The sequence below is a fragment of the Winogradskyella tangerina genome (genome assembly GCF_003260205.1).
Classification (GTDB): Bacteria; Bacteroidota; Bacteroidia; order Flavobacteriales; family Flavobacteriaceae; genus Winogradskyella; species Winogradskyella tangerina.
In genome coordinates this window covers 1-15,267 of sequence record NZ_QERF01000002.1, presented here as the reverse complement: position 1 = coordinate 15,267, position 15,267 = coordinate 1, and the positions used below count along the sequence as shown (strand labels likewise).

The 15,267-nt window shown below is 35.7% G+C and carries 11 protein-coding genes and 1 other RNA gene; 7 read left to right on the top strand and 5 right to left on the bottom strand.

What is annotated here, in order from left to right; genetic code table 11:
* Positions 1-87 precede the first annotated feature (87 nt).
* Together DDY94_RS02795 and DDY94_RS02790 are read left to right on the top strand one after the other, a co-directional pair.
* Positions 88-849 (top strand): hypothetical protein, encoded by a 762-nt coding sequence (locus tag DDY94_RS02795; RefSeq protein WP_157957221.1) that lies wholly within the window; start codon positions 88-90, stop codon positions 847-849.
* 79 nt (positions 850-928) lie between these two features.
* Positions 929-1,456 carry a nuclear transport factor 2 family protein gene (locus DDY94_RS02790; RefSeq protein ID WP_111682525.1) on the top strand — a complete coding sequence of 176 codons (528 nt, stop codon included), beginning with the start codon at positions 929-931 and terminating at the stop codon, positions 1,454-1,456.
* Between the two features lie 50 nt (positions 1,457-1,506).
* Here DDY94_RS02790 and rnpB read toward each other — a convergent pair.
* Positions 1,507-1,823: RNase P RNA component class A (gene rnpB / locus DDY94_RS02785), an RNA gene on the bottom strand.
* A gap of 100 nt (positions 1,824-1,923) precedes the next feature.
* Between rnpB and DDY94_RS02780 the strand changes: the two genes are divergently transcribed.
* The 4 genes from DDY94_RS02780 to DDY94_RS02765 are packed head-to-tail and all read left to right on the top strand — an operon-like array spanning position 1,924 to position 5,991.
* A complete protein-coding gene (locus DDY94_RS02780) occupies positions 1,924-3,657 on the top strand; it encodes a DNA polymerase III subunit gamma/tau (RefSeq protein WP_111682524.1) in 1,734 nt (577 codons plus the stop codon).
* Positions 3,650-4,237 carry a hypothetical protein gene (locus DDY94_RS02775; RefSeq protein WP_157957220.1) on the top strand — a complete coding sequence of 196 codons (588 nt, stop codon included), beginning with the start codon at positions 3,650-3,652 and terminating at the stop codon, positions 4,235-4,237. Before DDY94_RS02780 ends, DDY94_RS02775 begins: the two co-directional genes overlap by 8 nt.
* Position 4,238: 1 nt before the next feature.
* A complete protein-coding gene (gene miaE / locus DDY94_RS02770) occupies positions 4,239-4,820 on the top strand; it encodes a tRNA-(ms[2]io[6]A)-hydroxylase (protein ID WP_111682522.1) in 582 nt (193 codons plus the stop codon).
* A gap of 37 nt (positions 4,821-4,857) precedes the next feature.
* Entirely contained in the window at positions 4,858-5,991 is a 1,134-nt protein-coding gene (locus tag DDY94_RS02765; RefSeq protein WP_111682521.1) for an META domain-containing protein, read from the top strand.
* Between the two features lie 51 nt (positions 5,992-6,042).
* Here DDY94_RS02765 and DDY94_RS02760 read toward each other — a convergent pair whose 3' ends face one another.
* The 4 genes from DDY94_RS02760 to DDY94_RS02745 form a co-directional block, all read right to left on the bottom strand.
* On the bottom strand, positions 6,043-6,573 hold the full coding sequence (locus tag DDY94_RS02760) for a porin family protein (protein WP_111682520.1): 531 nt from the start codon (positions 6,571-6,573) through the stop codon (positions 6,043-6,045).
* Positions 6,574-6,680: 107 nt separating this feature from the next.
* A complete protein-coding gene (locus DDY94_RS02755; RefSeq protein ID WP_111682519.1) occupies positions 6,681-7,586 on the bottom strand; it encodes a Ppx/GppA phosphatase family protein in 906 nt (301 codons plus the stop codon).
* Between the two features lies 1 nt (position 7,587).
* The gene (ppk1, locus tag DDY94_RS02750; RefSeq protein ID WP_111682518.1) at positions 7,588-9,642 is read right to left on the bottom strand and encodes a polyphosphate kinase 1; all 2,055 of its coding nucleotides are present in this window, start codon (positions 9,640-9,642) and stop codon (positions 7,588-7,590) included.
* A complete protein-coding gene (locus DDY94_RS02745; RefSeq protein WP_111682517.1) occupies positions 9,642-10,127 on the bottom strand; it encodes a SixA phosphatase family protein in 486 nt (161 codons plus the stop codon). Before DDY94_RS02745 ends, ppk1 begins: the two co-directional genes overlap by 1 nt.
* Positions 10,128-10,493: 366 nt before the next feature.
* Between DDY94_RS02745 and DDY94_RS02740 the strand changes: the two genes are divergently transcribed.
* Positions 10,494-15,267: Ig-like domain-containing protein (locus DDY94_RS02740; RefSeq protein ID WP_232817805.1), on the top strand; the 4,774-nt coding region annotated here is incomplete at its 3' end.

Below are 15,267 nucleotides of genomic sequence, written 5' to 3'. Positions count from 1 at the left end.
ATAGTTTCCGCCCGTAGATTTACTATTTGGTTGACCCAATTATGTTTTGCTATTAACAAATCATATTAACCAATTAAATCAATTATTATGAGGAAATTTAAAACGGGACTGCTATTGCTTATCTCTGCAGTTTTTACTTTCAATTTTGCGAATTCCCAAGAAGAGCAACCTACCATGTTTGTAGTACATACAGACAATGTAAAGTTTGAAATGATGCCCAAATACGAGGAGCTTTCACTCAAATTCAAGACCATGTGCGAAGAGAACAATGTCAAAGACATGAATTGGACTACCATTAGTGTTGAAGATGGTAGATATGTTCATGTGACACCTATTAAGAACATGGCTGAACTAGACGAAAATCCAATGGCAGAAGTAGCTAAAAAAGTTGGAGAGGAAAAAATGAATGAAATGTTTGATGAAATGGATGATTGCTATGATTCTCATAGTAATGAAATTATTCACTACATGCCTACACTTTCATATATTCCTGAAGGCTACAGCACACAAGACAAAAACCAAAGAGAGTATCATTTCTTGTATTATGCACCCAAAAACAGTAAAGCTATGGGCGAAGCTATGACCAAAGTAAAGGAGATGTTTAAAGAAAAAGGAGTGAAAAATGGATATGAAGTTTACCACAGTGGTTTTGGAAGTGAAGAAAGCTACTACATGGTGGCAATAGCTGGAGCTTCGGAAATGGATATTGTGAAGGGCGGCGAAGAAAATGACAAATTATTAGGCGATGAAAAGGATGCCGTTTTCTGGGATGTTATTAAACTTACCACGCGCTACGATCAGGTTGAAGGTAATCTTAGACCAGACCTCAGTTATTGGCCAGAAGAATAATTCATTGTAACATTCAAAAATCAGATCTACCAGCTTAACCTAATATTAAAATTTAATAATCCTAACTTAAATCAACAATATGAAAAATGTATTATTGCTAGGAATTCTTGTAATATTCCTAAGTTCGTGTGAAGAACAAAAACAACGCTATTTTGCCGAATCTGATGAAACCAAAACCTTAGAAGCTGGAATAGCCGCCTATGAAGGTGGTGATTGGGATACATGGAAAGGTCACTTTGCAGACACTGCAAAGATCTATGTAAATTCTAAAGAGCCAATGACCTTAGATGCAAGGGCAAAAAATCTATCCGAGATGACTGCAGCTTTTTCTTCTTATGGCTTTGATAAAGAATCTAGCTATATAGAAATGGTGCTAGACAAAGAAGACGAAACCTGGGTCTATTTTTGGGGTCAACATAATGGTACAATGACCAATGGTACAGAATTGTCTATTCCTGTGCATTTGGCTGTTCAGTTCGATGGAGGTAAAATTATTGAAGAGCATATTTACTTTGATGGTACTGAAATGAACGCCGCAATGGCAGCAATGCAGGCCGAAGAAGAATCTGAAGCTGAAGGAAGTGACGATGAAGGGGCTGACGAATAGAGACGAATCTCTAATTAAACTAAAAAACCTTCTGACTTCAGAAGGTTTTTTAATTGAGTAAATCTATAAGCCGAATTCTGTATTGAAACGATAACCGTCTCAACCCTTATCATTTATCTCAGTTTACTGTTGCCAGCAAACTTTAGCTGTCTACCCTCCAACATTGAACGTGCCGCTCTCAAGCGTTGGTATACATGACATTGCACCATATAGAGTTTACCTGATTTCACTACAGCATTACCTGTACATACTTTCTGTTGCACTTTTCCTAGCCTTTCGACTGGTGGCTGTTAACCACTATATTGCACTGTGGTGTTCGGACTTTCCTCCCCACAACAAACTGCGAAGCGATAAGGCGATCTACTCGGGCAAAAGTACATAAATTGTTAATAACTCCTATTAATTTTTGTCCTTCGCAAATGGCTATTTATAGGTTATTCTTAAATTTGTAATTCAGTCATTTTTCAATGGAACACTTCGTAGTATCGGCACGTAAATATAGACCTCAAACCTTTAAGGATGTTGTGGGGCAACAAGCCATTACTAATACCTTACTTAACGCAATTGAAAATAATCATCTAGCACAGGCACTACTCTTTACAGGGCCTCGAGGTGTGGGTAAAACCACTTGTGCACGTATTTTAGCTAAGATGATTAATAGTGATGGTAATACAAGTGAGGATGAAGACTTTGCTTTCAATATTTTTGAACTCGATGCCGCATCAAATAACTCTGTTGATGACATCAGAAGCTTAACCGACCAGGTTAGGATTCCACCGCAGGTAGGCAAATACAAAGTATATATCATTGATGAGGTCCATATGTTATCGCAAGCTGCATTTAATGCATTTTTAAAGACTTTAGAGGAACCTCCTAAACATTGTATCTTCATATTAGCTACAACTGAAAAGCATAAGATCATTCCAACGATTTTATCGCGTTGTCAGATTTTTGATTTTAAACGAATCACCGTTAAGGATGCTAAAGAATACTTGAAATACATTGCAGAAGAACAAGGAATAAATGCCGAAGATGATGCCTTGCATATTATTGCTCAGAAAGCAGACGGCGCCATGCGTGATGCCCTGTCTATTTTTGACCGCGTGGTGAGTTTCTCAGGGAAAAATTTAACCAGACAAGCAGTTACTGAAAATTTAAATGTATTAGACTACGAAACTTATTTTGAAAGTACCGATCTCATACTGGAAAATAAAATCCCAGAGCTGTTGGTTCAATTCAACACTATATTATCAAAAGGTTTTGATGGTCATCATTACATTGCTGGCTTAGCGTCTCATTTTAGAGACCTTATGGTTTGTAAAAACCAGTCTACTATTGATTTACTTGAAGTTGGTGAGGAAACTCAACAAAAATACGTTGAGCAATGTCTTAAAACCTCTAATGCATTTTTAATGAAAGGCATTGAACTTGCCAATGATTGTGATCTCAAATATAAAACCAGCAAAAATCAGCGCTTACTCGTTGAATTAACACTTATGCAGTTGGCCTCTATCACTTATGATGGAGAAAAAAAAAACAGTAAACATTTCATAATTCCACCAGCTTATTTTGAAGCTAAAGGAATTACTCCCGTTCCAGTGTCTAAACCTGAAACGGTTCAAAAAGAACAGGTTGCTCAAGCCGAACAACCACAAGAAATGGAGACCGTTATAGAGGAAGAACCTGTTGCTACTGCAGTTAAACCGGCTGTTATTCCAAAAATATCAATTGACAGAGCAAAATCTGCTACTTCCGGCCTTTCACTGAAAAGTATTAAAGAAAAGAAAGAACATCAGATACGTCAAATGGACGTTATTATTGATGAAGAAGAACTCCCAAGAGAACCTGTTAATCAGGAAGAACTCACTGAAGCCTGGAATGCTTATGCCTTATCAATGGATAAAAAAGGGGAAAAGATCATGGCATCCATACTTCAAATGGCCGAACCTAAACTCGTGGGAACTGCTATTCAATTGGAATATTCAAACCAGACGAATAAAATAGAACTAGAGCGCGCACAATATCCACTTCTCTCCTATTTACGCCGAACCTTAAAAAATTACGATCTATATCTAGAAATTACCGTCAACGAGGAAGTGGCCAAAAAATATGCCTTTACACCTCAGGAGAAGTATGAAAAACTTAAGGAGAAAAACCCAAATATTGAATTGCTCAAAAAAACCTTTGGTCTAGATGTCTAAAATAAGTCGAATACTAAGCTTTGTATTTATAGTGATCATTGCATTTACCAGTTGTGAAGGTCGTAAAACTAAAGCACAAGCACTTTCAGAAGATATTGAGGAATTTAGAAATTCTGTTACTGTTGAAATCCTGGTGTATGAGCCTGAATCGTACGTGGAGCGTGAGGTGGATACCTTATTGCATTCAGGATACAGAGTGAAAATAAAGACATTTTCAGACATGGAAAATACCGTCCGAGTTACTCAAATTAAAGACACCATTAATTATCAGACCTATTATAGAAATTTCAAGTTTTTGATCTCAGTTGAAAAAAATGGAAAAACAATTTATAATGATCAGTTTGATAAAAAACGTGTAAATAAGCTATTCCGTTTTGAAAATCCTGAGACATCAGATTTAAAGGATTTTGATGAATTGGGCGTCTTAAAATCAATAGAGTTTAATGAAAACTACTCGACTTCTGAATCTATTGAAATCGATATCATGTATGCCATTCCAAATACAAATAAGGTGACTTTGCATACAATGATTATAAATGATGAGGGTTTAATGAATATAGAACGAAAACCGTATAATTAAAATGCTAGGATTAAAACTGCCAACGGACCCTAGATGGGTTAATATCGTAGAAAAAAATATTGAAGACATATTAACTGACCACGCTTATTGTGAACAAAAAGCGGCAAGTACCGCAATTTCGTTAATTGTTAGTTTTCCTGAATATACCGAACTCGTTGAAGAAATGATAGACCTGGTCAATGAAGAAATGAGTCATTTTAAAATGGTTCATGACCTAATTTTAGATCGCGGTTGGACTTTAGGCAGAGATCGTAAAGATGACTATGTAATTGCCTTATTAAAATTCTTTCCAAAAGGCGGAAGTAGAACGACTCAATTGGTACATCGACTTCTTTATGCTGCATTAATTGAGGCTAGAAGTTGTGAGCGCTTTAGACTGTTATCAGAACATCTTGAAGATAAGAAATTAGCCAAATTCTATAGAAAACTCATGATTAGTGAAGCCGGTCATTACACCATGTTTTTGAAGTTTGCTAGACAATATGGAGAACGACAAGAAGTTGATGAAAAATGGAAGCAACTCCTTGATTATGAAGCAAAAATCATGAAAGACTTAGGGAAAAAAGAAACAATTCACGGATAATTTTAATAACTTAGAGTTGTTATTAGCTCATCTTAAAATGAAACAACTCTGTCTTATCTCACTCCTGTCTATTTGCATTAGTTTTAATCTAAACTCTCAATCAGATCTTGTTGGTAACTGGTATTTAGATCATTTGGTTATTAATAATTTTACCTATCAAAATGTTTATGGAAATTTACAGCTTAATCTTACTGAAAACCCAAGTTACCTCGGTTTTCAATTTGATGGAGAGGCAGGTTGTAATGCTATTTTTGGAGATTATACATATACACAGACTGAAATAGAACTCTATGCTGGCCAGACCTTAGTTGATTGCGGTCAGGAACCAAGAGGGCAATATGAATATTTATTCTTATCGGTATTAGATAATATTTCAGCTCCTAATAATAGTTTTACCTATGTGATTGAAGGCGTTGGTGAAACGCAAACCTTAACTCTAACCAATGCCATTGGAGATCAACTTGTGTATTCGAAAGTTGAAAATCTCGCAGTTTTGACACGAACTTGGTATTTAGAGACTATAGTAGATAATAATATCACATATAATATCAATTCTCCTGATTCACCAACATTATTTCTTAGTACAGATGATGATAATTTTTTCGGGAATATCGCCTTAAATGGACAAGGCGATTGCAATACTTTTAGCGGAGATTATCATATTTACTTCGGAATGGGTGACGAAATTGATCTTTCAAATTTTTCTCCTACAACTAATACATGCGATCCCTCAAGTGATTTTGAGGCTATTTACTTTTCAATATTAAATGATGAAGATGCTAATAAATTTAATTTTGAAATCATTAACGATGGCAATACATTAGTACTAAATAGTATTCCTGCTAGTAGCGGTGGACGATTGTCAGCTTCGAGTGTAACAAGTTTATCTTTTAGTAAACAGTCTTTATCTGTAGGCGATTTTTCTCCTGCTAATTTTTCAATTTCCTTAAAACAAAACCCAGTAAGTGAGCAGCTTGAACTTATTTATAATGATCTTAGTGTAACCCAGAACATAGAATATACCATCTTTGCAATTGATGGGAAGCGGATTTCTTCGGGAGTTTTTGATGATGGACAAATAAATGTAACCCAATTGAATACTGGAATGTATTTCTTAAATCTAGAATCTAATAACAAGCCACTTACTACGCTCAAGTTTATAAAAAAATAAAGGCTCTAACCAGAGGTTAAAGCCTTTAAATATTTTGAAAATCTAGTTGTTTTAAATTTTTATACCGAAACCAAATTGCATAACGTGATTTTTGGCTTCGAGGTCCGTTAAATCTTCGTCAAGTATATTGGTTACACCGTAAGAAAATCTGGCATCGATAAAAAGTTCGTCAGTGATCATGTATTCTGCGCCAACCACTCCAGAAAATGCAAAGGTTGAAAAACCATCGTTGTTTTCCCATGTTTTCAATGCAATTTGTGGTCCTGCACCAAAAGATAATCTTTCAGAAACCGACAACTTTAACATTATAGGCATTTGAATATAATCAGCTCTTAGGTTTTCATCTTTCCCACCTTCTGCAGACCATTGTAATTCGGTATGTAAAGATAATTCTTCAGAAAATCCAAAATCTACAAATCCTGCAAATGCAAAACCGTTACGATGTTTATTTTCGAAAGTAGCGTCTGGTTCGAAATCTAAATTAGAGATATTAAGAGCACCTCTAACACCATATTTTATTTCCTGAGCAATTCCAACAGACATAAAACATGCACATATAATAGTAAGAATAAGTTTTTTCATAATAATAAATTTGAGACGACGAATATAGTTTAAATTCTAAATTCTGGGTAAATGTATAGATTTTTGTAGTAATAAATTAGTTCAACTGTAATTTTTCTGTTTCATAATCATACAATTACGCTCGAAACGGTTTCGTAATATATACTTTTAATTATACCATCTGAGAGTCCAATTTTAGGTACAAAAATATCTTTGGCCTTACTCCACTTCATTGCTGATAAGTAAATTCTAGTAGCCGGAATAATAACATCTGCCCGGTCTTGATTGAGGTCTAGCTTAGTGATTCGTTCTTCGTAAGTATAACTTTGAAGTGTCTTATAATAGTTACTTAAATAGAAGTACGTTAATGGCTTACCAAGGTCTACACCAGAGATTTTAAAAATCTTATTAATATTACCTCCAGAACCAAGCAAAGCGATGCTATCGTACGCGCTTGTATTTTCCGTAATCCATTGTTCTAGTTCTTTCCAGGTTTCATCTGTTACAATATCGTTCAATAGTCTAACGGTACCTATTCTAAAGGATTTAGACATGATTTTCTTTCCGTTATGAATGATAGAAAATTCGGTACTTCCACCACCAACATCTACATAGAGATACGTTTTGTTAGGGTCGACAAAGGTATTTAAATCGGTTGCTGCAATTATTGCAGCCTCTTCTTCACCTCCAATAATATCGATATTAATGCCACATTGCTCTGAAATGGTTTTTGCCAATGGCACACTATTACTGGCTTCGCGCATAGCAGATGTTGCACAAGCTTTATAGCGAACGACTCCATGAGATTTCATTAATAAACTAAAAGCCATCATGGTATCAACCATGCGTTGTTGGTTATATTCTGAAATTTCACCATTTATGAATACATCGGCACCTAATCTAATAGGAACACGAACCAATGAGTTCTTTTTAAACTTCACAAGTTTGTTGTCCTCTTCAATAATATTAGAGATAAGTAAACGTACTGCATTAGAACCAATGTCAATAGCTGCATATTTCTGTATCTTCAGCATGTTATCCTTCTAACTTATTTAAATAATAATTATAGGTATCGAATTGCGCTCTAACTTTAGGTAGGTCGTTTCTGCGATAAGTATTGTCTTGCGTTTGGTTGATGTAACGCGCTTTTACATTATCGTTCCAACAGATATCATAAAGGTCTAAAAGTTCTTTTTTAATGTCTTCATCGTAAATAGGACAGCTCACTTCTACTCTATTATCAATATTTCTGGTCATCCAATCAGCTGAAGAAATATATAATTTAGGTTCGTCATTATTTGCAAAAACGTACAATCTTGTATGCTCTAAGAATTTATCGATAATACTGATCACTTCGATATTTTCACTCATCCCTTCAACACCAGGAACTAAGCAGCATAAACCTCTAACAATCATTTGTATTTTCACGCCAGCTCTACTTGCTTCATACAGTTTATCCACCATCTTATAACTGCTTATACTGTTCATTTTAAGCTTGATATAAGCAGGTTTACCTTGCTTTACATTTTCAATTTCTTTATCTATTAGAGCAAATAACTTGGTTTGTGTATAATGCGGTGAGGTTATAATGTGTTTATATCTTCTAACTACATAATTAACTTCAAAGAAGTTAAATACTTTATTAACGTCTTTAAGTATTTTAGAATTTGAAGTCAAAAGTGTAAAATCAGTATAAATTTTCGCCGTAGATTCATTGAAATTCCCTGTACTAATAAAGCCATACCTAACTAGCTTGTCGTTTTCTTCACGCTCAATCACACACATTTTACAATGTACTTTCAATCCAGTTACACCAAACAACATGTTAACTCCCGCATCCTGCATCTGTTCAGCGTAATTGATATTGGCCTCTTCATCAAATCGCGCTCTAAGTTCTATTGAAACTGTAACCTCCTTACCGTTTTTCGCAGCATTAATTAATGAACTAGCTACGTGCGAAATCTGAGCAAGCCTATAAATGGTGATCTTAATCGTTTTCACATCTGGATCTAAGGCTGCTTCACGAAGAAACTTAACGATATATGAAAATGTATGATAAGGCGTGTAAACTAAATAGTCTTTTTTGGCAATTGATTTGAATATACTTTCTTGAAAACTTAAACCTTTAACTGGCAACGGTTTTATCTTGTCGTACAAAAGATCATTTCTACCCAAGCTTGGGAATCCCATATAATCCCTTCTGTTGTGATATCTACCTCCAGGTATAATACTATCAGTAGACTCAATATTCATACGTTCTAGCAGGAAACTCAAGGTATCAGCATCGATGCTTTTATCATAAACAAAGCGCACGGGATCACCACTTTCACGGCCTTTTACACTACGTGAAATTTTGTCAATAAAACTTCTACTTAGATCACTATCAAAATCGAGTTCGCCATCTCTGGTAATCTTTATCATATGTGCCGAAATCTCATCATAATTGAAGATATTAAAAATATCATCTAAACAGTACCTAAGCAGGTCATCGACCATTATAATATAGTTTGAATCGCCTCGACTTGGTAAAACTATAAAACGATCCATAGCTTTTGATATTTCTATCAATGCATATTTATTTGGCCCAGTATTACTCGACATCTTCACATTAAGGTAAGCGGCACTATCCTTTAGCTCTGGAACTCCGACGTCTTCATTTAAGACAATAACTACTAAAGCAGGACTTATCTCCTGAAAGAAATAATTCTTTATAAAATCGTGGTGATCAGCGTCTATGTCGGTCTCGTTTATAATATGAATCTTCTCACGCTGTAATTCTTTAGTTATAGCATCAAGAATCTCTAGACTCTCACTTTGCTGTTCAATTACTGTTTTGGTAATTTCAGCCAATAAATCGCTTGCCTTAATACCACCAAGCTCACTTTTACCACCTTTACCGGCTTCGTCGATTCGTTTAACCGTGGCATATCGTACTTTGAAAAACTCGTCTAAATTATTAGAAAAAATACCCAAAAACCTTAATCGCTCTATTAATGGAACACTTTGATCTGCGGCTTCTTGAAGTACACGAGCATTAAATTGTAACCAGCTTAATTCTCGATTTATGTAAATATTCTTGTCTTTGGTCATTATTTTAATTCCTTTGGAATAATAATTAATTCGGTTGTTCCTTGTTTTAAATCTTTCCAATTGTCAATGTCAAATTTAAGTTTAATTAAACCACTTGTTGGAACATTTTCAATAAACTTATCACCAAAAATATTGGCAATTGAAGTAAAAGCATGATTGTGACCAAATATCATAATATCGTCGTAGGAATTAGGTAAATTCTTGATAAAATTTATAACACTTTCACCTCCGAAATCATAAAGATCATCTTGAATTGAAATAGAATTTTCTGACAAATTAAAGGTTTGAACGAAAATTTTGCAGGTAGAATGTGCACGGTTAGCCGGACTTGAAAAAATTTGTGAAGGAATTTTATGACTTTTAAAAAACTCATTTGCAACTAATTGCGCATCTTTGATACCCCTCTGTTTTAAAGGTCTTTGAGCGTCTGGAACATTAAATTCCCATGACGATTTTCCGTGTCTAACTAGTACGATTGATTTCATGTATTCTCGATTAAATGCAATTTTTTTCGATAAAATGTTGCATATATCCGTTTTAACGATTATTTTGCCGCTTTAACTCTAATGTTTGTGTAAAACTTTGGTTATAAGTTCTTTTGTTTTTGTAAAATTAATGTAAATGACCCCAAATCAAAAATATATTAATCCATTCAAGATTTCATTTACAGTAATTAAACTTCCCTCTATTTTTTTGCAATTAACGAAACAACAAGTGTTGCTTAAATTTTGAATGATTGATAGTACCCAACATTAAGCGTATTTCGTCATACATCATTTAGTGCATCATAGACATTATAAGTTATTATGTACAGTATGAGAAACAAATACAATTGTATTTCAAACGTAAGTATGGCTAAAGCACTAGCTATTTTGCTATTGGTAATAATGCCAAACATACTTTTAGCTCAGCAGTCACCTTCTATTCAAACTGGTGTAACTTTTCAATGGGAAGATACGCAGTCTAATAATAGTGATCCTGCTACCATAAGATCGGTGACTATTGATGGCACTGTTTACAACACCTTTGTAGTACCTACAAGTTATGAATTGACCATACTGGGTCCAGATGGTCATAATCCAAATAATATACGATTAAATGGAGGAATTGTTGTTGGTACTAGTAATGCAGCCAACTGGGTTTCTGCTGCTACAACGGCTTTTCAAAGCAAAAACTTAAATCATTATTTCGAAGCAAGTTCTAACGGTCAAGATTTCTGTTCAGATTTTGATGAACTTGAAGATATTGAAGAAGATTGGGACGATGGCGATGGCCCTCAAAAACAAACTATATTTTACAGTCCTGCAATTCCTGCCAATGATGGTGGTGTTCTAGCCGTTACAGAACGTGGTGGTAATAACTGTTTTTATATTGAAGTATACGGAACACCAGCTGGCGGTGGTTTAGAACAAAAATTAGGTGAAACATTTGTTCGTAATTCTGATAACTATAGAGACTGTAATTTTGGTCCACCTAATGCAGGTTCGGATTACTGGCAGTCAGGTCGATGCAATGAAAATGGTCAAACCATTGGTGTTGCATTATTCCATTTAAATGAAATCGCTCCTACAGGTTCTAATATCACAAGAATTGAATTTGTTGCTGCAACAAGAGACCACGGCGATGGTAAATTCTTTTTACTTCAAAAATATGCCGTTGATGATTTTAAAACAGGCTGTATAGACCAAAAAGTTATCGGAGATCTTGGTGAAACCAGCAATGCTCCTGACGGCTCAACTTTTACTTTAATTTCAGGCCCAACTCCAGCTGGAGATACTTTTACATTTAATGCAGACGGTACATATAGCTATGTTCCTACTGCAGGATATACAGGTACCGTAACTTTTGATTTTGAAGTTTGTTTACCAGCACCAAATACATCAGTCTGTGACCAGGCTACGGTAACACTGAACTTTGTTGACCTCCCACCAGCCCCGACAGCTAGTGTAAGTTGTGGTTCAACAAGTGATGATTTTACCATAACTATTACGTCTCCATTAGGACCAGAATTTGAATATGCGCTCAATGGTGGAAATTATCAATCTTCAACAGATTTTACTGGACTTGCAGAAGGTACATACTCAATTTCTGTAAAAAGTGGATTTACCGAATGTCCACTCGAAAATGCCTTATCTATCACATTAAGTAACTTGGAGTTGTCTGGTTCAGTGACTGATGTTCTATGTAGAACTGAGGCTACCGGTGCTATTGATATAAATGTAGGTGGTGGTGAACCTCCTTATACCTTTTCATGGAATAATGGTGATACAACCGAAGACCTTTCAAATGTAATCGCAGGAAATTATACTGTTACGGTTACTGATGCAAATGGATGTACAATATCTCAAAACTTTACAATTAATCAGCCTTCACAACAACTTTCTTCAACAAGAGCAATTGAAGATGTTTTATGTAATGGTGACAATACTGGATCGATAGATTTAACAGTAAGCGGTGGAACCGCACCTTATTCATACTTATGGAGCAATGGTGAAACGACTGAAGATATCTTAAATTTGACTGCCGGAACCTATACTGTAACTATAACAGATGCCAATGGTTGTACAACAACAAATTCTGGTACAGTTACTGAACCAGTGGCAATTCCTTGTCAAATAACAGTAGATAATTGCCCTCCAACTGTTGATATTTCTTGTAGCAATGATGATTTAGGTACTCCGGTATATTGGACACCGCCAAGTTTTGCATATCAATGCTGTACTTCTTCACCTGGTGATGATTATTCATTTAATGTTGAATTTGATTTGCCTGAGAGTGGGAATGCTTGTTGGGAATACAATAGAGTTCAACGTATTGGATCTAATAATTTAAGACTATTTCAATCTAGTGGTACAAATGTAAATTTCACTACACCCTTGTCTTATTTTGATACATCTTCAGGTGTAGATATTAATATGGAACTTATAGTTCCTAACGGTGCATTTGATTGGACCATAGAAGTATTAGACAATACAACAGTAGTTTATTCTAGCACTATTTTTGCCATCGCAAGTTCTGGTCTTCAGACGATTATTATACCTAGCTCTGTACCGAGCGGTGCATACAAATTACGATTTAATTTTGATGATAATGGTACCAATCTAAATGCAAGTGATCAAATCGAAGTTGATCGATTATACTATAATGCTACACTTTTAGAAAGTGCTTGTTTAGATGGAGTAAATTTTGCTGTTACTTCGAACTTTAACCCTGGTGATTCATTCCCTGACGGAAATACAACAGTTATATATACTGCCACTTATACTTATCCAGATGGTAGTACAGATCAACTTACTTGCGACTTCAGTGTTGAAGTATTCGATATTGAATTAACTGAATCTGCAGTTGATAAAGAAGATGTAACCTGTAATGGAGAATCTGACGGGTCTTTTACTATTAATGCAACTGGCGGTACAGCTCCATATTTGTTCAGCTTAGATAATATTGACTTTAGTAATACGACTGGTGTTTTTGAAAATTTAAGTGCTGGAAATTATACAGTTTATGTAAAAGATGATAATGACTGCGAAGAAACTATTGATATAATTATAAGTGAACCAGATATTTTAGAAGCTGTTATTGTTAGTACAACAAATGTTGATTGTTCTGGAGCTAATGGCGGTAGCATTGAGGCTTCTGCAATAGGCGGTACTCCTCCTTTTGAATTCTCAATTGACAATGGCACGACGAATCAGTCTTCTGTTTTATTTGAAAATCTGACTAATGGTACTTATACCATTTTAGTTACGGATGCAAATAATTGTACAGCATCTATTGATGGCATTATCGGTATCAATGATACAGAAAGTCCTCAAATTTCAGTTCCTTCTACTATTGATTTAGAAGGTTGCACAACTTCCGATATTACGAGTGCAAATTCCGTGTTTGATTTTAATGATACTGGTTCTGGTGATGTACAAGCAATTTTTGCTTCGAACCCAAATTATAATGCTTCTGATGATTTTAATATCCAAATCATAAACTATATTGATTCTGTTACTTCGGTTAATAATTGTCCAATAACTGTATTAAGAACATTTACAATTACAGATAATTGTGGCAATACTGCTACAGCAACTCAGACCATAACTGTAGCTGATACGACCGATCCTATTATTAATGTACCTGCAGATATCACTATTGAGTGTACTGATGATGAGTCTTCTGCCAATACTGGTGTCGCTACAGGTTCTGATACTTGTGGTACAGTAACCATCACTGAGTCTGATGTTGAGACTGCCGCTTGTGGTAATACGAAAACTATTGTGCGTACATGGACAGTAACTGATGAATGTGGTAACGCTGTTTCTGCAGATCAGACTATTACTGTTATCGATACGACCGATCCTATTATTAATGTACCTGCAGATATCACTATTGAGTGTACTGATGATGAGTCCTCTGCCAATACTGGTGTCGCTACAGGTTCTGATACTTGTGGTACAGTAACCATCACTGAGTCTGATGTTGAGACTGCCGCTTGTGGTAATACAAAAACTATTGTGCGTACATGGACAGTAACTGATGAATGTGGTAACGCTGTTTCTGCAGATCAGACTATTACTGTTATCGATACGACTGATCCTATTATTAATGTACCTGCAGATATCACTATTGAGTGTACTGATGATGAGTCTTCTGCCTATACTGGTGTCGCTACAGGTTCTGATACTTGTGGTACGGTGACCATCACTGAATCTGATGTTGAGACTGCAGCTTGTGGTAATACAAAAACTATTGTACGTACTTGGACAGTAACTGATGAGTGTGGAAACGCTGTTTCTGCAGATCAGACTATTACGGTTATCGATACGACTGATCCTATTATTAATGTTCCTGCCGATATCACTATCGAGTGTACTGATGATGAGTCCTCTGCCAATACTGGTGTCGCTACAGGTTCTGATACTTGTGGTACAGTGACCATCACTGAATCTGATGTTGAGACTGCCGCTTGTGGTAATACTAAAACTATTGTGCGTACTTGGACAGTAACTGATGAATGTGGTAACGCTGTTTCTGCTGATCAGACTATTACGGTTATCGATACGACTGATCCTATTATTAATGTTCCTGCAGATATCACTATTGAGTGTACTGATGACGAGTCTTCTGCCAATACTGGTGTCGCTACAGGTTCTGATACTTGTGGTACAGTGACCATCACTGAGTCTGATGTTGAGACTGCCGCTTGTGGTAATACAAAAACTATTGTGCGTACTTGGACAGTAACTGATGAATGTGGAAACGCTGTTTCTGCGGATCAGACCATTACTGTTATCGATACGACTGATCCTATTATTAATGTTCCTGCAGATATCACTATCGAGTGTACTGATGATGAGTCTTCTGCCAATACTGGTGTCGCTACAGGTTCTGATACTTGTGGTACAGTGACCATCACTGAGTCTGACGTTGAGACTGCCGCTTGTGGTAATACTAAAACTATTGTGCGTACTTGGACAGTAACTGATGAGTGTGGAAACGCTGTTTCTGCAGATCAGACTATTACTGTTATCGATACGACTGATCCTATTATTAATGTTCCTGCCGATATCACTATTGAGTGTACTGATGATGAGTCTTCTGCCAATACTGGTGTCGCTACAGGTTCTGATACTTGTG